The sequence below is a fragment of the Modestobacter sp. VKM Ac-2983 genome, from assembly GCF_026967885.1.
Classification (GTDB): Bacteria; Actinomycetota; Actinomycetes; order Mycobacteriales; family Geodermatophilaceae; genus Modestobacter.
The window spans coordinates 667,002-686,602 of record NZ_JAPVBK010000003.1 but is presented as its reverse complement, the minus strand read 5'-3'; the positions used below and the strand labels follow the sequence as shown (position 1 = coordinate 686,602).

Genomic DNA, 19,601 nt, shown 5'->3' with positions numbered 1-19,601 from the left:
CCACCTCTTCCCCGGCGGGCTTGCTAGCCTGGCCATGACGACCGACCGGCCGGGCGCGGACCCGCGCCGAGCCGTCCGGATCCGAGCAGACAAAGGGTGCCCGGCGCCGGATCCGACCCCCGGGGGGTCGCTCCCGCCTCGTCGGGGCACCGACGCAGGACGAGGGGTCGAGACGCCCTCGCAGCACCGGGAGGACTCACGCACATGGTCAACATCCCAACCACGGCCGACGCCGTACAGGAGGCGCTGGTCGAGCACGCGCCGCCCGAGCGGCTCGTCGCCCAACGGGGGTTGTTCGGCGGACCCTCCCGACTGGTCTCCGACGACATGTACTCCCGCGCGAAAAGCGGCCGCGCACACCGCGAGCGGACCCGACTGCGGCTGGAAGACAACTCGCACGTCACGACCAACACCTACTTCGGTCGGTTCCCGGCGAGCTACTGGCAGCGCTGGACCACGCACACCGAGGTGCGGGTCACCGCCCAGGTCTCCGGCGCGGGCCGAGTATCGATGCGGGCAAGCGACATTGAGGGCGACGAGCGCTCCATCGCCGTCGCCGACGTCAAGGGCACCGACGCGCTGGAGCTGGTCGGCCGGATCGACCGTTTCCTCGACGGCGGGGCCCTGTGGCTGGAGTTCGAGACCGCCGGGGCCGAGCTCGAGGTCTCCGACCTGGTGTGGACGGTGGCACCGCCGGAGCGGCTGCGGCCGGTCGCTGTCGTCATCTGCACCTACAACCGGGCCGACGACTGCCTGAACACGCTGGCGGCCATCGCCGACGACCCGGCCTCGCTGCAGACCGCCGACGCCGTCTACGTGGTCGACCAGGGCACCGACCGGGTCGACTCGCGTCCCGGCTTCGCCGAGATCGCCGCCACCCTCGGATCGCGCCTGGTCTACATCAACCAGCCCAATCTCGGCGGCGCCGGCGGGTTCACCCGCGGTCTGTTCGAGGTGGCCGGCATGCCCGGCACCGAGCACGCGAACGTGATCTTCATGGACGACGACGTGCTGTGCGAGCCGGAGACCGTCGTGCGCCTCAACGCGATGGCCAACAGCACCGCCGAGCCGGCGATCATCGGCGCCCAGATGCTGTACCTGCTGCACCCCGACCAGTTGCACGTCGGCGCCGAGACCGCCGACCTCCCGCTGCTGGCAGCCGGGATCGCGTCGCCGAACGCGCTGACCGCTGCGGACGCCATCGAGAACCAGCAGGACATCCGGGTGGACGCCGGCTACAACGGCTGGTGGTCCTGCCTGATCCCGGCCGAGATCGTCGCCGAGGTGGGCCTTCCCCTGCCGCTCTTCTTCCAGTGGGACGACATCGAGTACGGCGTACGCGCCCGCGAGGCCGGCTACGCGACCATCACCCTGCCCGGCGCCGGCGTGTGGCACGCCGACTTCGGCTGGAAGGACTGGGACGACTGGCACCGGTACTTCAACCTGCGCAACGCCATGGTCACCGCAGCACTTCACAGCGACTTCGACGGCCGGCAGGTGGCCCGGGGACTCGCGGCGCAGCTGGGGCGCTACCTGCTGTCGATGCAGTACGGCCTCGCGCACACGCTGATCAAGGCGGTCGAGGACTTCTGCCAGGGCCCCGCCGTCCTACAGGACGGCGGTGTCGCCGCTGCCGCAGAGATCCGCAAGGAGCGCGCGGCGTACGGCGAGACCGTGCGGCACCCGGCGGCCTCGATGCCGGGTCTGCGCGCCGCGGACGTCTCGATCACCCCGCCCGGCCCGCCGCCGAGCCTGTCCCGCCTGGTGCTGGCCAGGCGGGTCGTCGGCCAGGCCCTCGGGCGCACCATCAAGCACCCGGTGGCCATCCCCGCCGCTGGTGCGAGCTGGTACCACGTCTCCCGCTTCGAGACGACCGTCGTCACGGACTCCTCGCAGGAGGGCGTGCGCATCCGGCGGCGGGACCCCGAGGCTGCCCGTGAGCTCGGCATCCGCGGCGCCAAGGCCTGCTATCGGCTGATCCGGCAGGCAGCGAGCCTGCGCGCGGAGTACCGGGCGGCCATGCCACAGCTGACCAGCCGGGAGAACTGGGCACGCCTGTTCGACGCCTCCTGACCTACCTGTACGGACGAAGCGCCCGGGACCGTGTGGTCTCGGGCGCTTCGTCGTCTCGCCGTTCTCCGGGCGGTAGGCTCAGCCGGCTGCGGCCGCGCGGCCCGGGACGCCGGTGATCCGCAGGCTCATCTGCTCGTCGTCGGCGGTGAAGCCGAGATACTCGAACTCCACACCGGTCCGGGACACAAACTCGGTCCACGCGCGGTGCTCGTGCTGCTCCCAGCCGGGGAAGTTGAAGTACTCGTCGAACAGCAGCACCGTGCCCACCCGCAGCCGCCCCTCGAGCGCCTCCAGGACGGTCACCGTCGAGGAGTACAGGTCGGCGTCCAGGTGGAGGAACGCGACCGGCTCGGGGTGCTCGGCCAGGAAGCCGGGCAGGGTCTGGTCGAACCAGCCGATCACCAGCTCGGCGCCGGGCACCTCCGGGGGTGCGTCCATGGCGAAGGCACCGGCATCGAAGCCGGCCCGCCAGTGTTCCGGGAGGCCTTCGAAGGAGTCGAAGCCGAAGACGGTCCCGGGGGGTGCCGCCTCGGCGATCTGCCGCAGCGTGCCCCCGCTGGCCACTCCGAACTCCAGGTGGAGTCCCGAGGCCGGGGCCGCCTTCAGCGCTGCAGCGAGGGTGTCGTCCTTCGCGAAGTACGGGGTGGCCTGGACCATCTCTGCGTGCACGAAGCGCGCCGAGGCGTCGACGGCGTGGGCGTCGTTGGCCGTCAGGAGATCGCGGCGCTGACGACGTTCCCACGCACGCATCGACGCATCGAGACGATCGGCCGCCGCGACCTGCTCCTCGCGGAGCTCACGAGCCACCCGGTCCAGCTCAACCCGCAGGCCGTCGGCGGCGGCCTGCACCGCGGCCCTGTTCGCCTCGGCCTGCTCCCGCAGCTCTGCGACCACGTACTCCTGGAGAGCGCGGCCCAGTTTCTCGCGAAGTCGCTCGCGCACGGTTCTCAGCACCGGGACATCCTCGCAGTGAACGGGGGCCGACGAAAGCGCGACCGATGGGCGTGTCAGCGCGGCAGGGCCCGTCCGGGAAGGATGCCGACGCAGCGGGCCGCCGCCGATCGATGAGCTCCGGGCGAGCGGACCGTCGCGGCGAGGACGAACGGACCACCGACCCGCAGGCCCGCCGGGCCCCCACCGCACGCTCGACCTGCGGGCCGCCGGTCGAGCGTCCTACCTCAGGAGGCTCCGCGCGATCACCATGCGCTGCACCTGATTGGTGCCCTCGTAGATCTGGGTGATCTTCGCGTCCCGCATCATCCGCTCGACCGGGAAGTCCTGGGTGTAGCCAGCGCCGCCGAACAGCTGGACGGCGTCGGTGGTCACCTGCATGGCGACGTCAGAGGCGAACGCCTTGGCCGCGGCGGAGACCCGGGTGACGTCGGGGCTCCCCTGCTCACCGGCCGCTGCAGCGACGTACACCAGGTGCCGGGCGGCCTGGATTTTCATGTCCATGTCGGCGAGCATGAACTGGACGCCCTGGAAGTCGCTGACCGCGGAGCCGAACTGGCGACGGTCCTTCGTGTAAGCGATCGCGGCGTCCAGTGCGCCCTGGGCGACACCGACCGCCTGGGCGCCGATGGTCGGCCGGGTGAAGTCCAGCGTCCGCAGCGCCGTCTTGAACCCGGTGCCGGGCTCCCCGACGATCCGGTCGGCCGGGATGGTGCAGTCGGTGAGGTAGAGCTCGCACGTCGGCGAGCCCTTGATCCCCATCTTCTTCTCCTTGGGCCCCACGGCGAAACCGGGGTCGTCGCGGTGCACGACGAACGCGGAGATGCCGCTGGCGCCCTTCTCCGGGTCGGTGACGGCCATGACCGTGAACCACTCGGAGACGCTGGCGTTGGTGATCCAGGCCTTCGTGCCGTTGAGCACCCAGCTGTCGCCCTCGAGCCGCGCCCGGGTCCGCATCGCCGCCGCGTCGGAGCCCGCCTCCCGCTCGGACAGCCCGTAGCTGATCATCGCGTCACCGGCGGCGATCGAGGGAAGCACCCGCTGCTTCAGGTCCTCGGACGCCGACAAGATCACCGGCACCGAGCCGAGCTTGTTGACCGCGGGGATGAGCGAGGCGCTGACGTCGACCCGGGCGACCTCCTCGATCACGATGCAGGTGGCGATCGCGTCGGCGCCCTCACCGCCGTAGGACTCCGGCACGTGCGTGGCGTGGAAGCCCGCCGCAGTGAGCGCCTTCTGCGCCTCCACCGGGTAGCGCGAGTCGCCGTCCACCTCCGCAGCGAAGGGGGCGATCTCCCGTTCGGCGATCTCGCGGACCGCCTCCCGGATCGCCTCGTGCTCCTCGGTCAGCGCGTACGGCCCGGCGTTGTTACCCACCAGTAGATGCTAAGCCCGGCCGGGCTGCCCAGGGAAGAAGCGACTCACCCCACGGCGGGGTGGTGATCGGTCAGGGTGCGATCCGCTGCTGCAGCGCGTCGTCCCGGGCGACGACCGACGCCGCCAGGTCCGCCTGGAACCGCTCCACGGCGGCGCGCAACCGGTCGTCGCCGGCCGCCAGGATGCGCACCGCGAGCAGGCCGGCGTTGCGCCCGCCGCCGATCGACACCGTCGCCACCGGGACGCCGGCCGGCATCTGCACGATCGACAACAGGCTGTCCAGCCCGTCCAGCCGGTCCAACGGCCGGGGCACACCGATCACCGGCAGCGGCGTCGCGGCGGCGACCATCCCGGGCAGGTGCGCTGCTCCCCCGGCGCCGGCAATCACCACCCGCAGGCCCCGGCCCGCGGCGGACTCGGCGTAGTCGAGCATCCGCCGCGGGGTGCGGTGCGCGGAGACGACGTGCGCCTCCCACGGGACGTCGAACTCGGCCAGCGCCTGGGCGGCCGGCTCCATCATCGGCCAGTCGGAGTCGCTGCCCATGACGATGCCGACGATCGGGTCGCTCACAGAGCCACTCCTCAGTGCTCGGTTTCGAAGGCGAACGCCGGGTCGACGACGCCGTCGGCCAGGTAGCGGGCCGCGGCCACCGCGCGGGCGCGCACCTCGGCCAGGTCCTCGCCCAGCGCGGTGACGTGCCCGAGCTTGCGGCCGCGCCGCTGCCCCTTGCCGTACCAGTGCAGCTTCACGTCGGGCCAGTGCGCCATCAGGTGGTGCACCCGCTCGTCCAGGCCGGGCCCGTCCCAGCCTGCGTCCGCGGTCGCGCCGCCGAGCACGTTGGCCATCACGACCACCGGCGCGGTCATCGCCGTGGACCCCAGCGGGTAGTCCAGGACGGCGCGCAGGTGCTGTTCGAACTGGCTGGTCCGGGCGCCCTCGATGGTCCAGTGCCCGGAGTTGTGCGGGCGCATGGCCAGCTCGTTGACCAGCACCCCCTCCGCGGCCTCGAACAGCTCCACGGCCAGCATGCCCACCACGCCGAGCCGGTCGGCGATCCGGACGGCGAGCTCCTGGGCGGCGGTGGCCAGCTCCTCGGCGAGACCGGGCGCCGGGGCGAGCACCTCGTTGCAGACGCCGTCCCGCTGGATCGTCTCGACCACGGGCCACACCGCGACCTGGCCGAACGGGGAGCGGGCCACCTGCGCCGACAGCTCGCGGACCATGGCCACCCGCTCCTCGGCGAGCAGGGTGCCGTGCCGCTCGAGGAGGTCGGCGACCTGGTCGGGGCCGGAGACGACGAAGACGCCCTTGCCGTCGTAGCCGCCGCGCGGGGTCTTCAGCACCACCGGCCAGCCGACGCCGTCGGCGAAGGCCGTGACGTCGTGCACCGTGGTGACCTCCGCCCAGGCCGGCTGCGGCTCCCCCGCCTCGGCCAGCGCCCGGCGCAGCACCAGCTTGTCCTGGGCGTGCACCAGGGCGGCCGGGCCCGGGGCGACCCGGTGACCGGCGGCCTCGAGTGCGCGCAGGTGCTCGGTGGTCACGTGCTCGTGGTCGAAGGTCACGACCGTCGCGCCGTCGGCGAGGCGCTGCAGGTCAGCGAGCTCGCGATGGTCGCCGAGCTGGACATCGGCGGCGACGAGTGCGGCGGACTCGGCGGACTCGGCGGCCAGCACCCGCAACGACTGACCGAGCGCGATCGCCGCCTGATGCGTCATCCGGGAGAGCTGTCCGCCGCCCACCATCGCGACGACGGGCAGGCCTGTACGGGGGTCCAGGGAGGTGGTCATCTCGGCGACGATGCTAATGAACCGCCGTCCGCCCACGCCCGTCCGGTACCGGACGCCCGCGACCGGTGGCGTGAGCGGACGGCGCCGACCTGGGGGGGGGGGCGGGGCGGGGGCCCCCCGGCCCCCCCCCCCCCCCCCTGACGGACGGTCACCAGGTGCACGGAGCGGCTCGGGCCGGAGTGCGAGAGGTGTGGGGGAACGGACGGCTACGTGTGCGCTGACCCGTCAGGCGGCGAACGCGCTGACCGACCGCTCGCCCCCAGGGCGCGAACCTTAGGGCCGGGAGAGCAGCTCGCCCCGAACTCGGGTACCGACGAGGCTGGCGGTCTCCGGCGTCGGGTGGACGCCGTCCGTGCTTGCCCCGGCGGCGTACGTGCCCTCCAGGGATAGGTCGGCCCACGGGTCGAAGAAGCGCCAGCCCTCGTCAGCCGCCAACGCTTCCAGCCGACCGTTGAACGCCACTGCCACCTCGGGCGCCGGGTCGAAGGGCGGAACGGCCGACAGCACGACGTCGTCGACGCCCACCGAGTCGACGATGCCCCTGATGTTGGCGGCTGAGACCTCCCAGGGGATCGAGGTGAGGTCGTTGGTTCCCGCCATGACCACCACCACGTCAGCGACGATGGGAGTGACACCAGCCAGCATGTCCTGCGTCGTGGCGCCGGAGACAGCCCAGCTCGGCACGAACTCCAGTGCTCCGCCGGTGGCCGCCGGCACCCAGGACCCGCTGTAGGGCACGGCGACGCCGTCGGGGACGTTGCCGGCGGTGATGGAGTCACCGACCGCCGTGAACGTCAGACTCCGGACGGCCGGAGTGGTCGAGGACGTCGCGTTGGTCGGATCCGCGACCGCTGAGGACACCGGCGCCGAGCTGCTGACCCGGGCCGCCACCTCCTCGTCACCCGCCGAGGCGGCGCAACCTGACAGGGTCACGGTGACGAGCGAGGCCCACACCGTCCGGGCTGCCCGTTGACGTCGCCGACCCACCACACCAGCCCCAGCCCCAGCCCCAGCCCTAGCCCGCACGGGACCATCATCCCCGAATCCGGGCGCCAAGCCCACCGCCGTCTGGTGCGTCTGCGGGACCGGACCTCCGCTACGTACAGTGGCGTCGTGCGGAGCAGCGGGGTCGCCGGCCGCGGTCCGGCCGCGGTCCGGCGCCGGCTGGTCAAAGAGCTCGGCGCGTTCGGCGTGGTGGGGTTCGCCTGTTTCGTGCTCGACGTCGGCCTCTTCCAGGTGCTGTACGCCCACCTCGGCACGGGTGCGGTGACCGCAAAACTGCTGTCCACGCTGGTCTCGATGTCGGTGGCCTTCGTCGCGCACCGGTACTGGTCCTTCAGCCATCGGGCCCACACCGGCGTGCGCAGGGAGTACCTCGTGTTCGCCATGGTGAACGGGCTGACCCTGTTGTTGTCGCTCGGCGTGGTGGCGGCCGTGCGCTACCCACTCGGCCAGACGGAGCCACTCGTCCTCCAGGTGGCCAACATCGGCTCGATCGCCGTCGGTACGGTGATCCGGTTCCTGTCCTACCGACGCTGGGTGTTCCTCGCCCCCGATCACCCGGCTGCGGTTCCCACCCCAGCAGCCACCCCGACCCGGCGATAGCGCAGAGCCGAGGCGCAGCTGGTCAGGCGGCGAGGCGCGAGCCCTGCCGGCCGGCGACGACCTCCAGGCGACTGGAGATCCGGGTGCGCAGCTCCTCCACGTGGCTGATCACCCCGACGGTGCGGCCGCCCCGGCGGAGCTCGTCGAGCACGGTCATCACGGCGTCCAGCGCCTGCGGGTCCAGGGTCCCGAAGCCCTCGTCGACGAAGAGGGTGTCGATCCGGACCCCGCCGCTCTCGGCCGTGACGACGTCGGCCAGTCCGAGGGCCAGAGCCAGGGAGGCCATGAAGCTCTCGCCACCGGAGAGGGTCTTCGTCGGCCGCCGAGCGCCGGTGTGCTCGTCGAGCACGTCCAGACCCAGCCCGCCCCGGGCCCCGTGCCGGCCCTGGGCGTCGCTGTGCAGGAACGTGTACCGGCCGCCGGACATGTCCCGCAGCCGCCGGCTGGCCACCGCCGCGACCTGCTCCAGCCGGGCGGCCAGCACGAAGGACTGCAGCCGCATCCGGAGCGTGTTGGCCCCGCGGCCGTTCACCAGGTCGGCGAGCGCGGTGACCTGTTCGGCCCGGGCCCGGCACTCGTCCAGCTCCACCTCGATCTCGGTGAGGTCGGCGGTGAGCGACTCCAGGGCGTCGGCGCAGCGGCGCACCTCAGCCAGTGCACCCACGGCGTCCTCCCGGGTGCTCGTTGCCTCTCGGCACGTGGCGGTGAGCGCGTCCAGGTCCGGCCGGGGCGCGAGGTCGGCCAGCTCCGGCTCGGCGAGCGTCGCGGTGACCACCGACCACCGCTGGTCGTGCTCGGCCACCCGCCGACCGGTCGAGGCGGCGGTGGCCCGGTCCAGCAGCGCGTCCGCGGCGGCCAGCAGGTCGGGGAACCCGGCGTCGGCGACGCGCTCCTCGGCGAGCCGGCGCGCTGCATCGGCCGCCGTGCGGGCGCGGAGTTCCGCACCCTCGGCCTCCACGAGGGCCTCGCACCGTTCGGCCTCGGTGGTGAGGCGGGTGATCCGGGGGGCGATGCCGCGGTCCTCCCCCTGCGCGGCGAGCAGCCGCTGCTGCACCGTCGCGAGCGTCTCCTGCGCTGCCGCGCGCTCGGCTGTCCGCCGAGCCAGCTCCTCGCGGGCTGCGGCGGCGGCCGCCAGGGCGGCGTCCCGCTCGGCGGTGAGCGTGGCCAGCGCCCGGCGTGCCCCGTCCAGGACCCCGGCTGTGGTGCGTGCCTGCGCCTCCTGCTGGGCCGCCTCGGCGAGCGCGTGCTCCTTGTCGGCCAGCGGTTCCGGCCCGGCCTGGGCCCGGAGCACCGCCAGCTCCCGGTCGGTCTCCTCCAGCGCGGTGCGCAGATCGGCGAGCCGGCTCTCGGCCGCTTCCGCGACGGCGCGGGCGGCGTTCTCATCGGCCTGGGCCACCACGGAGCCGCCGTGCCGGGCCGGCCGTGGATGCTCCAGCGCACCGCACACCGGGCAGTCCTGGCCGTCGGCCAGACCGGCGGCGAGTTCAGCGGCCATCCCCTCCAGCCGCCGGGTGCGCAGGTCGCCCCACGTCTCGCGGGCGTCCAGCCACGCCTCCCGGGCGGCGTCGACGGCGCTGCGCTGCTCCTTCCGCCGCCCGGCCAGCTCACCGGCGGCCCGGGCCGCGGCGAGGGCGGCACGCCGCCCCTCGAGCACAGCGGTCAGCCCGGGCAGGCTCGATGCCGCCTCCGCAGCCTCGACGACCCGGGCCTCCTGCTCTGCCAGCCGGGCCGGCCACTCCAGCGCAGCGGCCTCGTCGCCGGCGCAGCGGGCGTGGAGGGCCTCGACCCGGCTGGTGGCCTGGCCGACCTCGCGAGCCAGCTCGGCAGCACGGTCGACGTCGGGCAGCAGAGCCCGCAGTGCGGCGATCTCGTCCCGCAGGGCCCGGGAGAGGGCCGTGTCGGCCGGACGGCCGGCGGCCACCGCCGCCCAGCGGTCACGGGCCGACGCCAGGTGGTCCGCCGCACCCTCGGCGTCCAGTGCCGCACGGCCGGCCGCCTCCAGCACGTCCCGGACCGGCTCGGCCCGACTCCCGGCGTCCAGCGCTGCACGCAACGGCAGCAGCTCCGCCGCCTCGGCCTCCAGCCGGCCGAGCTCGGCCCGGGCCCGTTCGCGCCGGTCGTGCCGGTCGACCTCGGCCCGGGCGGTGGCCAGCACGGCGTCGACCCGCTGGACCTCGGTGGCCGCCCGTTCGGCCTCCCGCTCCTGCTCGGCCAGCCGTGCCGCCACCTCGGCCCGGACCCGCTGCACCCAGGCGCCGGCCGAGGCGTGCGGCGTGGCGCCGACCAGCTCCGGCGCCAGCTCCTCGGGCACGTCGACGTCGGCGACCTGCGCCACCCGGGCGAGCAGCGTGCTCGCCCGCAGCCGTACGTCTTCCCACTGCCCGCGCGCGACGGTGCGCTGGTCGGCGAGCCAGTCCTCGATCCGGGCGAAGCGCCCGACGTCGAAGAGGGTGCGCAGCAGCCGGCCACGGTCTTCCGGCTCGGCGCGCAGGAAGCGCGCGAAGTCACCCTGCGGCAGCAACACCACCTGGCAGAACTGCTCGGCCGAGAGGCCCAGCCGGCTCCGCAGGTGCTCGGAGCCCTCGTCGATCCGGGTGCTGACCGGCTCCCATCCGTCCGCCGTCCACCGCTGGACGGTGAGCTTGGCCTGCTCGGTCGTCCAGCCGGTGCCGCGCCGCTTGGGCCGCTGCTGCTCGGGCCGGCGGACGACCAGCAGCCGTTCCCCGCCGAGCGTGACCTCGCAGGTCACCTCGGTGCGCACCTGCTCGTCGGCGTGGTCGCTGCGCAGCCGCTTCTCCTCACCCCGGGCCCCGGGGACGGTGCCGTACAGGGCGTACACGACCGCGTCGAGCAGCGTCGTCTTGCCGGCTCCGGTCGGGCCCCAGAGCAGGAAGAGCCCGTCTCGGCCCACGTCGTCGAGATCGACCTCGACCCGGTCGGCGAACGGCCCGAAGGCGGTCAGGGAGAGGGAGTGGACCCTCATGCCAGCGACTCCTCGTGCGCGGCCGCAGCCAGCGCACGGCCGAGCAGCTCGAGCTCGGCCGGGGTGGCGGGCACCGCGCGGACGTGGGCGACGAACTCCTCGGCGACCTCCAGGTCGCTGCGGCCGGCCAGCCGCTCGGTGTAGCTGCGCTGGTCGACGGCGGTGCCCGTGCCGGCCCACTCCAGGTGCACCGCGTGCGGGAAGCGGCCCTGCAGCTGGCGCATCGGGTCGGCCGGCCGGACCGCGTCGGTCAGCTGGGCGGACACGAAGTGCTCGGTCACCGCCGCCAGCTCCGGGTCGGCGAGCAGCTCTGCGAGCTCGCCGCGCAGCACGGTCAGCTGACGGGGCGCCGGGAGCGGGACGGGCTGCACCTGCGCCAGGCCGCGGGCGTCCAGGTCGACGAGCCAGGCCTGCTTCTGCTGACCGGCCTCGCCGAAGGAGTAGGCGAGCGGCGAGCCGCTGTACCGGATCCGGTCGCTGAGGGACTGCGGCCGGTGCAGGTGCCCCAGTGCGACGTAGTCGACGCCGTCGAAGATCGCGGCGGAGACCAGGTCCACCCCACCGACGCAGATGTCCCGCTCGCTCTCGCTGGGGAGCCCGCCGCCCACGAAGGCGTGCGCGAGCACGACCGACCGGGTGCCCGGGCGGAGGAACAGGTCGGCCCGGACCCGGTCCATCGCCGCGCCAACGACCGCCTCGTGGCCACGGGCGTCGGGCAGCCCCAGCTCGTGCCGGGCCACCTCCGGCTCGAGGTAGGGCAGGCCGTACACCGCGACGTCACCGTGCTCGTCGCTCAGCAGCACCGGCTCGTCGAGCGTGGGGGTCACTGCCCGGACGTGCACCCCGGACCGGGCCAGCAACCCCGCGCCGAAGCCCAGCCGGCGGGCCGAGTCGTGGTTGCCGGGGGTGAGGACGACCTGGGCGCCGGCGCCGCGCAGCCGCATCAGCACCCGGTCGAGCACCCCGGTGGCATCGGCCGAGGGGACGGCGCGGTCGTAGACGTCACCGGCGACCAGGACCACGTCGACGGACTCCGCGCGGACGACGTCGGCCAGCCCGCCCAGCACCTGCTCCTGTTCGGCGAGCAGGTCGGTGCCGTGCAGGGAGCGGCCGATGTGCCAGTCCGAGGTGTGCAGCAGCCGCATGCCCGGGACGTTAGGTGTCCCCTCCGACAGAACCGTCCAGGCACGCCGTGACGGACCGGTCCGGGCGGACCCGTGGGGAAGCCGGGGTGAGCTGGTGCGGCTCAGAACTGCTCGGTCGGGTGCGTGTCGACGCGGTGGTGCTCGCCCAGGTACGCGGCGCTTTCCCGCGCCCGCCGGTCGGCGTCCTCCTCGACGAGCTGGTTGAGCAGCTGCTGCACCCCCTCGCTGTCGGGGACGGCACGGAACACGGTCGGGCCACCCTCCCCTGCCGTCTCGATCGAGACGGTGCCGGAGTTGACCAGCCGCTCCCACAGGGTCTGCCGGTAGGAGACGTCGGTGATCCGGGACAGGCCGATGTCCCGGCCGTGCCGGGACAGGATGCCGACCCGGTACAGCAGCCGGTGGGTGGTGATCACGTAGTGCGTGGTGCGCCAGCGCAGCAGCGGGGTGACGACCAGGAACACCACGAGCACGACGGCGACCCCGACGACGACCAGCCGCCACAGCCCCTGCTGATCCCCCGCGGGGACGATGGCGGCGCCGAAGGAGGCCAGTCCGACCAGCGCCAGGAACGCCACGATCGGCCAGAAGACGGTCAGCCAGTGCGGGTGCAGATGGCGCTCGACCTCTTCATCGGCACCGAGCACCTTGTCGGGGTAGGCCACGCCGCCAGGATGACCTACCCGGCTCGGCGCGTCACCGGCTCGGCCGCACGTGTCGCACGTCGCCGGAGGCGAGCTCCAGGACCCCCGCGTCGGTGCGGACGACGAGCCGGCCGTCCCAGTCCACCGCCTCGGCGACCCCGTCGAGGGCCGAGCCGTCGGGCATCGTCACGGTCACGGCGGAACCGACCGTGCTGCACCAGGCCAGGTAGTCCTGGGCGAGGCCGGAGGGGACCGGGTCACCGAGCACCTGCGCCCAGCGGGCGTAGCGCCGTTCCAGCACCCGCAGGAAGGCCAGCAGCACAGCGGCCCGGTCGACCGGTTCCTGGCGCACCAGCTCCAGGGAGGTGCCGGTGTCGGGGAGCTCGTCGGGGCGGGTCGAGACGTTGAGCCCGACCCCCACCACCACGGCGGTGCCCGAGCTCTCGGCCAGGATGCCGGCCAGCTTCCGGCCGTCGGCGGCCAGCAGGTCGTTGGGCCACTTCAGCGACGTGCGGACGCCCGTGACCTCCCCGACCGCCTCGGCCAGCGCCACCCCGGTCAGCAGCGAGAGCCAGGCCCGCCGGGCCGCGGGGACGTCCGGGCGCAGCAGCACCGAGACCGTCAGCCCCGCCCGCGGCGGCGAGACCCAGGTGCGGTCCAGCCGTCCGCGCCCGGCCGCCTGGTGCTCGGCGACCAGAACCAGCCCCTCGGCGGCGCCCTCGGCCGCCCGAGCGACCAGCTCGGCGTTCGTCGACCCGACCACCTCGACCACCCCGACCGCCCGCCACAGGCTGCTGCCGGGGGTGAGGGCGGCGGTCAGCGCGGCGGCGTCGAGGCCCGGCCGATCGGTGGGAGGAGCTGCGGTGCGGGGACTGTCGGGCACGTCACCTACGCTACGGCGCTGTGAGTGCCGCCGAACTGGAGAGCGCGGGAGAACCCGTCCCTGCCGACCTCGACCTGCACACCACCGCCGGCAAGCTGGCCGACTTCGAGCGGCGGGTGGAGGAAGCGACGCACGCCGGGTCGCAGCGCGCGGTCGACAAGCAGCACGCCGCCGGCAAGATGACCGCCCGCGAGCGGATCGATGCGCTGCTGGACCCCGGCTCGTTCACCGAGCTCGACGAGTTCGCCCGGCACCGGTCCACGAACTTCGGGATGGACGCCAAGCGCCCGTTCGGGGACGGCGTCGTCACCGGGTACGGCACGGTCGACGGCCGGCCGGTCTGCGTCTTCTCCCAGGACGTCACCGTGTTCGGCGGCAGCCTGGGCGAGGTCTACGGCGAGAAGATCGTCAAGGTGCTGGACTTGGCCATGCGCAACGGCTGCCCGATCATCGGGATCAACGAGGGCGGTGGCGCCCGGATCCAGGAGGGCGTGGTCTCCCTCGGCCTCTACGCCGAGATCTTCCGGCGGAACGTGCACGCCTCCGGCGTCATCCCGCAGATCTCCCTGGTGATGGGCGCCGCCGCCGGCGGCCACGTCTACTCCCCGGCGCTCACCGACTTCATCGTCATGGTCGACAAGACCAGCCAGATGTTCATCACCGGGCCCGACGTGGTGAAGACGGTGACCGGGGAGGACGTGACGCTGGAGGAGCTGGGCGGCGCCCGCACCCACAACACCAAGTCCGGCGTCGCGCACTACCTGGCCGAGGACGAGGCCGACGCGCTGGACTACGTGAAGGCGCTGCTGTCGCACCTGCCCAGCAACAACCTCGACCCGCTGCCGGCGATCGAGGTCGCGCCGGTGGACATCGCCCTCCCCGAGGCGCTCACGGACGACGACCGCGAGCTGGACACGTTCGTCCCGGACTCGCCGAACACGCCCTACGACATGCACACCGTGATCGAGCACGTGCTCGACGACGGGGAGTTCCTCGAGGTCCAGGCGCTGTGGGGGCCGAACATCCTGATCGGCTTCGGCCGGGTCGAGGGCCGTCCGGTGGGCGTGGTCGCCAACCAGCCCACCCAGCTCGCCGGCACGCTGGACATCGACGCCAGCGAGAAGGCCGCGCGGTTCGTGAGGACCTGCGACGCCTTCAACATCCCGGTGCTCACCTTCGTCGACGTCCCCGGCTTCCTGCCCGGCACCTCGCAGGAGTGGGACGGGATCATCCGGCGGGGCGCCAAGCTGATCTACGCGTACGCCGAGGCAACCGTCCCGAAGATCACCGTGATCACCCGCAAGGCCTACGGCGGCGCGTACGACGTGATGGGCTCCAAGCACCTCGGTGCCGACGTCAACCTGGCCTGGCCGACCGCCCAGATCGCGGTGATCGGCGCCCAGGGCGCCGTCGGCATCCTCTACCGCAAGGAGCTCGCCGCGGCCGAGGACCCGGAGTCGCTGCGCGCCGAGCTGGTCACCGACTACGAGGACACGCTCGCCAACCCCTACATCGCCGCCGACCGCGGGTACGTCGACGCGGTGATCCCGCCGTCGCACACCCGCGTCCACGTCGTCCGGGCGCTGCGGCTGCTGGCCAACAAGCGCCAGACCCTGCCCGCCAAGAAGCACGGGAACATCCCACTCTGATGACCGAACAGACCCAGCCCGCACTGCTCCAGGTGGTCCGCGGTGAGCCGAGCGCCGAGGAGCTCGCCGCGCTCACCGTCGTCGTCGCGGCCCTGTCCCAGCGCCGTCCCCGTCGGCGTCCCACCCCGGTCGGGGCGTGGGCCGAACGGGCCGACGTGCTGCGCCGGCCGCTGCTGGTCGGCCCCGGTGGCTGGCGCGCCTCGGGGCGGGCGTCATGACCCGGCGTCTCGTGCTCGCCTCGCAGTCCCCCGCCCGCCTGCAGCTGATGCGCCAGGCGGGGCTGAACCCGGAGGTGGTGGTCAGCGGCGTCGACGAGACGGCGGTGACCGCGCCCCGGGTCGGCGAACTGGTCGCCCTGCTCGCCGCCGCCAAGGCCGCCGCGGTCGCCGCGGACCAGACCGACGCGCTGGTGATCGGCGCCGACTCGGTGCTCGAGTTCCGCGGCCAGGCGCTCGGCAAGCCGGCCGACACCGCCGACGCGCGGGTCCGCTGGCAGCGGATGTGCGGGCGCAGCGGCGTCCTGCACACCGGTCAGGCGGTCTTCGACGTGCGGGACGGCGGCGTGGCACAACGGGACGTCGGCGTCTCCTCCACCGTGGTCCACTTCGCCACGCCGACGCCGGAGGAGCTGGAGGCCTACCTCGCCACCGGTGAACCGCTGGGGGTGGCCGGCGCCTTCACCCTCGACGGGCTGGGCGCCCCGTTCGTGCGCCGGATCGAGGGCGACCCGTCCGCGGTGCTCGGCCTCTCGATGCCGCTGCTGCGCACCCAGCTCGCCAAGCTCGGCCTGGCGATCACCGACCTCTGGCGACGCTGAGTCGGATCTGCACCTCAGTCTTCTCACGCACCGCCGGGAGCCACACACGTCGCAGATCCCTCATGCGTGACGACGCGGACGGCCGGCCGGCCGTCACCCTCCACGGGTGACGCAGCGGCGCGTGGTCCTCCATGTCGGGACACCGAAGTCCGGCACCACCTACCTCCAGGAACTCCTCTGGCAGTCCCGGGCCGAACTCGCCGAGGTCGGCGTGTCAGTCCCCGGCGAGTCGATGGTCGACCACTTCCATGCTGCGGTCGAGCTCAGCGCTGGGGACTTCCACGGCTGGCGCGACCCGGCCGTATCGGGCGCGTGGGGACGCTTGGTCGAAGCGGCACGTCTCCACGAGGACACGACGGTCATCTCTCACGAACTGTTCGGCGACCTGTCCCAGGACGCAGCTGCCCAGGCAGTCGCCGACCTGGACTTCGCTGAGGTGCACGTCGTGGTCACCTGCCGCGACCTGATCCGACAGCTACCCGCGGTCTGGCAGGAGGACCTCAAGAACCGTTGGTACCTGCCCTTCGCCGACTTCCTCGAGGTGGTCCGACATGACACGTCGCGCCCGGACGTCATGCGCCCCTGGGCCCGCGGCGAGGAAGGACACGGGGAGGCCTTCTGGAGGCGTCAGGACATCGCCGCCGTCCTGGGGCGCTGGGGAGCCAGTCTGCCGCCCGCACAGGTGCACGTGGTGACGCTCCCGCAAACCGGGGCCGGCTCCTCCCAGCTGTGGCACCGCTTCGCGCAGGTTCTCGGCGTCGACCCGACGGTTGCCACGCTACCAACGTCCCACCGCAACACCTCGCTCGGCCGTGCAGAGAGCGAGCTGCTGCGTCGGCTCAACGAACGGCTGGACTACCACCTGGAATGGCCTCTGTACGGCCCACGCATCACGCACGACCTCGCAGTGACCGAGTTGACCCAGCGGCCCGACTCGGTTCCTCTCGTTCTCCCGCAGTCCGCCCGTGCCTGGGCTTCGGTGCACGCCGACGAGATGATCGCGAAGGTGACCGCGCTCGGGTGCACGGTCGTCGGCGACTTGGAGGACCTCCGCATCCGCCCGTGCGCGCCCGAGCCCGACCGGAGGTCGATCGGGGAGCCCGAGGTACTGGATGCAGCCCTCGACGCCCTCATCGGACTCCTGCGCCGAGACCAGGTCCCGCCGCGACTCGCTGAGGAGTTGCCGACTGCCTCTGAGGCGACGATCCAGTCCGCCACGCTGGAGCGGACGCCGGTCGACGTTGGTCAGCCCGAGCCCCTCCCCAGCCCCTGCGGTCTCGCCCTCACCAGCGACCTGATCCGTCCAGAGAGGACGAGCCAGGCGACGGACAGAGCGGAAGACACCGAGCGGCACGGGATCCTGAGGCTCCGGGCCACGGCTCTGAAAGTCGGCTCCGAGCTCCTGGGCCGACACCTCGAGACGGTGCGTCGTGCCCGGCGGTCGGGCGTCACCGCACCGTCCGGCCCGAATGACCGCCCAATCGGCGTGGTCGAGCACGGGCTCAGCCCATCTGACGACGAACTCATCGACGCATGAGCCCCCGGCCGCACCGCTGGCGGACGGCCTAGCCGCACTGGCTAAAGTGCCAGCCGGTCCAATCAAAGGGGTGCAAGCGTGCAGAAGATCCTTATCGCCAACCGCGGTGAGATCGCGGTGCGGGTGGCGCGCGCCTGCCGGGACGCCGGGCTCACCAGCGTCGCCGTGTACGCCGACCCGGATCGGGACGCGCTGCACGTGCGCACGGCAGACGAGGCCTTCGCCCTCGGAGGCAGCACTCCCGGTGACTCGTACCTGGTCATCGCCAAGGTCCTCGACGCCGCCCGCCGGTCCGGCGCCGACGCCGTGCACCCCGGCTACGGGTTCCTGTCGGAGAACGCCGACTTCGCGCAGGCCGTGATCGACGCCGGCCTCACCTGGATCGGGCCGTCACCGCAGGCGATCATCGACCTCGGCGACAAGGTCGCCGCCCGGCACATCGCCACCCGCGCGGGCGCGCCGCTGGTGCCCGGCACCAAGGACCCGGTGGCGGACGCCGACGAGGTGGTCGCCTTCGCGCAGGAGCACGGCCTCCCGGTGGCCATCAAGGCCGCCTTCGGCGGCGGTGGCCGCGGCCTGAAGGTCGCCCGCACCCTCGAGGAGATCCCCGAGCTGTTCGACTCCGCGGTGCGCGAGGCCGTCTCGGCGTTCGGCCGCGGCGAGTGCTTCGTCGAGCGGTTCCTGGACAAGCCCCGGCACGTGGAGGCCCAGGTGCTGGCCGACACGCACGGCGCGGTGGTCGTCGTCGGCACCCGGGACTGCTCGCTGCAGCGGCGCAACCAGAAGCTGGTCGAGGAGGCCCCCGCGCCGTTCCTCACCGACGATCAGCGGCAGCGGATCCACTCCTCGGCCAAGGCCATCTGCGCCGAGGCCGGCTACGTCGGCGCCGGGACCGTGGAGTACCTGGTCGGCACCGACGGCTCGATCTCCTTCCTGGAGGTCAACACCCGGCTGCAGGTCGAGCACCCGGTCAGCGAGGAGACCTCGGGCATCGACCTGGTCCGCCAGCAGTTCCGGATCGCCGAGGGCCTGCCGTTGGAGATCACCGAGGACCCCACCCCGCGCGGGCACAGCTTCGAGTTCCGGATCAACGCCGAGGACGCCGGCCGCAACTTCATGCCCGCCCCCGGCCCGGTGACCCGGCTGGAGATCCCGCAGGGCCCGGGTGTGCGCTGGGACTCCGGGGTCGAGACCGGCGGCGAGGTGGCCGGTGCGTTCGACTCGATGCTGGCCAAGCTCATCGTCACCGGCGCCACCCGCGACGAGGCCCTCCAGCGGGCCCGTCGTGCGCTGGCGGAACTGGTCGTCGAGGGGATGCCGACCGTCGTCCCGTTCCACCGCGCGGTCGTGGCCGACCCCGCCTTCACCAGCGAGCCGTTCACGGTGCACACCCGCTGGATCGAGACCGAGTGGGACAACCAGGTCCAGCCGTACGGCCCCGCCGCGGAGACCGACGAGCCCGAGCCGCGGCAGACCGTGGTGGTGGAGGTCGGCGGCCGCCGCCTGGAGGTGTCGCTGCCCGCCGGGCTGGCCGCCGGCGGCGCGGCGCCGGGCGCCGGTGCGGCCAAGCCGCGCAAGCGCAGCGGCGGCGGGTCGGCCGCCTCCGGCGACTCCCTCACCGCCCCGATGCAGGGCACGATCGTCAAGGTGGCGGTGACCGACGGCGCCACCGTCGCCGCCGGTGACCTGGTGGTCGTGCTCGAGGCGATGAAGATGGAGCAGCCGATCGCGGCGCACAAGGCCGGCACGGTGTCCGGGCTGTCGGCCGAGGTCGGCGCCAGCGTCACCAGCGGCGCCATCCTCTGCACAATCGCCGACGCCGAGTAACTCCCCCGATCGGCTCGTCCCGGGCAGGTCTCGCTCTCACGAGCGGACAACCCGTCCGGTGACCTGGTCGTGTTCCAGTCGGCCACCCTGGAAGCCCTGGGCTGTGCCGCCGGGAACGAGGACGGCGCCCGAGGAGGGGTAGCCCAGCGGGCCCACCTCATAGCCCTGCTGCACCCACGCGGTGTGGATCGCCCCGCTCATCGCATGCGCCCCCGTGGCCGGCGAGGAGTAGATCCGCCCACCCTGGAACACCTGACCACAACCACCATCCCGCATCCCACAGATCAACCCGGTCACCGGATAACCCAACGGACCAGCCTCC

Annotated in this window: 17 protein-coding genes; 7 read left to right on the top strand and 10 right to left on the bottom strand. The window is 73.2% G+C overall.

Annotated elements, in window-relative coordinates; translation table 11 throughout:
• Nucleotides 1-204: 204 nt before the first annotated feature.
• On the top strand, nt 205-2,073 hold the full coding sequence (locus tag O2W18_RS15275) for a glycosyltransferase (protein WP_269188323.1): 1,869 nt from the start codon (nt 205-207) through the stop codon (nt 2,071-2,073).
• Between the two features lie 78 nt (nt 2,074-2,151).
• Here O2W18_RS15275 and O2W18_RS15270 read toward each other — a convergent pair whose 3' ends face one another.
• The 5 genes from O2W18_RS15270 to O2W18_RS15250 all read right to left on the bottom strand — a co-directional run bounded on the left by O2W18_RS15270 (nt 2,152) and on the right by O2W18_RS15250 (nt 7,122).
• Nucleotides 2,152-3,027 carry a class I SAM-dependent methyltransferase gene (locus tag O2W18_RS15270; RefSeq protein WP_269188322.1) on the bottom strand — a complete coding sequence of 292 codons (876 nt, stop codon included), beginning with the start codon at nt 3,025-3,027 and terminating at the stop codon, nt 2,152-2,154.
• A gap of 219 nt (nt 3,028-3,246) precedes the next feature.
• Nucleotides 3,247-4,401: an acyl-CoA dehydrogenase family protein gene (locus tag O2W18_RS15265; RefSeq protein WP_269188321.1), complete on the bottom strand. Its 1,155-nt coding sequence runs from the start codon at nt 4,399-4,401 to the stop codon at nt 3,247-3,249.
• Nucleotides 4,402-4,471: 70 nt separating this feature from the next.
• Nucleotides 4,472-4,972, bottom strand: coding sequence for a 5-(carboxyamino)imidazole ribonucleotide mutase (gene purE, locus O2W18_RS15260; protein ID WP_036333774.1), 501 nt, complete (start codon nt 4,970-4,972; stop codon nt 4,472-4,474).
• 11 nt (nt 4,973-4,983) lie between these two features.
• Nucleotides 4,984-6,189, bottom strand: coding sequence for a 5-(carboxyamino)imidazole ribonucleotide synthase (locus O2W18_RS15255; protein ID WP_269188320.1), 1,206 nt, complete (start codon nt 6,187-6,189; stop codon nt 4,984-4,986).
• A gap of 273 nt (nt 6,190-6,462) precedes the next feature.
• Nucleotides 6,463-7,122, bottom strand: a complete 660-nt coding sequence (locus O2W18_RS15250; RefSeq protein WP_269188319.1) for an SGNH/GDSL hydrolase family protein — start codon at nt 7,120-7,122, stop codon at nt 6,463-6,465.
• A 180-nt stretch (nt 7,123-7,302) separates the two neighbouring features.
• Between O2W18_RS15250 and O2W18_RS15245 the strand changes: the two genes are divergently transcribed.
• Nucleotides 7,303-7,794, top strand: a complete 492-nt coding sequence (locus O2W18_RS15245; protein WP_269188318.1) for a GtrA family protein — start codon at nt 7,303-7,305, stop codon at nt 7,792-7,794.
• 22 nt (nt 7,795-7,816) lie between these two features.
• On the opposite strand, the gene O2W18_RS15240 is transcribed toward O2W18_RS15245, so the two are convergent.
• From O2W18_RS15240 to O2W18_RS15225, 4 genes are all read right to left on the bottom strand, one after another.
• Nucleotides 7,817-10,777, bottom strand: coding sequence for an AAA family ATPase (locus O2W18_RS15240; RefSeq protein WP_269188317.1), 2,961 nt, complete (start codon nt 10,775-10,777; stop codon nt 7,817-7,819).
• Nucleotides 10,774-11,922, bottom strand: coding sequence for an exonuclease SbcCD subunit D (locus O2W18_RS15235; protein ID WP_269188316.1), 1,149 nt, complete (start codon nt 11,920-11,922; stop codon nt 10,774-10,776). The genes O2W18_RS15240 and O2W18_RS15235 overlap by 4 nt, the downstream gene beginning before the upstream one ends.
• A 101-nt stretch (nt 11,923-12,023) precedes the next feature.
• On the bottom strand, nt 12,024-12,587 hold the full coding sequence (locus O2W18_RS15230) for a PH domain-containing protein (protein ID WP_269188315.1): 564 nt from the start codon (nt 12,585-12,587) through the stop codon (nt 12,024-12,026).
• 31 nt (nt 12,588-12,618) lie between these two features.
• Nucleotides 12,619-13,449 (bottom strand): biotin--[acetyl-CoA-carboxylase] ligase, encoded by an 831-nt coding sequence (locus O2W18_RS15225; protein WP_269188314.1) that lies wholly within the window; start codon nt 13,447-13,449, stop codon nt 12,619-12,621.
• Between the two features lie 20 nt (nt 13,450-13,469).
• On the opposite strand from O2W18_RS15225, the gene O2W18_RS15220 reads away from it, so the two are divergent.
• The 5 genes from O2W18_RS15220 (at nt 13,470) to O2W18_RS15200 (ending at nt 19,279) form a co-directional block, all read left to right on the top strand.
• Entirely contained in the window at nt 13,470-15,098 is a 1,629-nt protein-coding gene (locus O2W18_RS15220) for an acyl-CoA carboxylase subunit beta (RefSeq protein ID WP_269188313.1), read from the top strand.
• The gene (locus O2W18_RS15215; protein WP_269188312.1) at nt 15,098-15,316 is read left to right on the top strand and encodes an acyl-CoA carboxylase subunit epsilon; all 219 of its coding nucleotides are present in this window, start codon (nt 15,098-15,100) and stop codon (nt 15,314-15,316) included. The genes O2W18_RS15220 and O2W18_RS15215 overlap by 1 nt, the downstream gene beginning before the upstream one ends.
• Nucleotides 15,313-15,915, top strand: coding sequence for a Maf family protein (locus O2W18_RS15210; RefSeq protein ID WP_269188311.1), 603 nt, complete (start codon nt 15,313-15,315; stop codon nt 15,913-15,915). The genes O2W18_RS15215 and O2W18_RS15210 overlap by 4 nt, the downstream gene beginning before the upstream one ends.
• Before the next feature lie 106 nt (nt 15,916-16,021).
• Nucleotides 16,022-17,452: a hypothetical protein gene (locus O2W18_RS15205; protein WP_269188310.1), complete on the top strand. Its 1,431-nt coding sequence runs from the start codon at nt 16,022-16,024 to the stop codon at nt 17,450-17,452.
• A gap of 78 nt (nt 17,453-17,530) precedes the next feature.
• Nucleotides 17,531-19,279, top strand: a complete 1,749-nt coding sequence (locus tag O2W18_RS15200) for an acetyl/propionyl/methylcrotonyl-CoA carboxylase subunit alpha (RefSeq protein ID WP_269188309.1) — start codon at nt 17,531-17,533, stop codon at nt 19,277-19,279.
• Nucleotides 19,280-19,315: 36 nt separating this feature from the next.
• Here the strand turns inward: O2W18_RS15200 and O2W18_RS15195 are convergent.
• Nucleotides 19,316-19,601: LGFP repeat-containing protein (locus tag O2W18_RS15195; RefSeq protein WP_442929142.1), on the bottom strand; the 286-nt coding region annotated here is incomplete at its 5' end.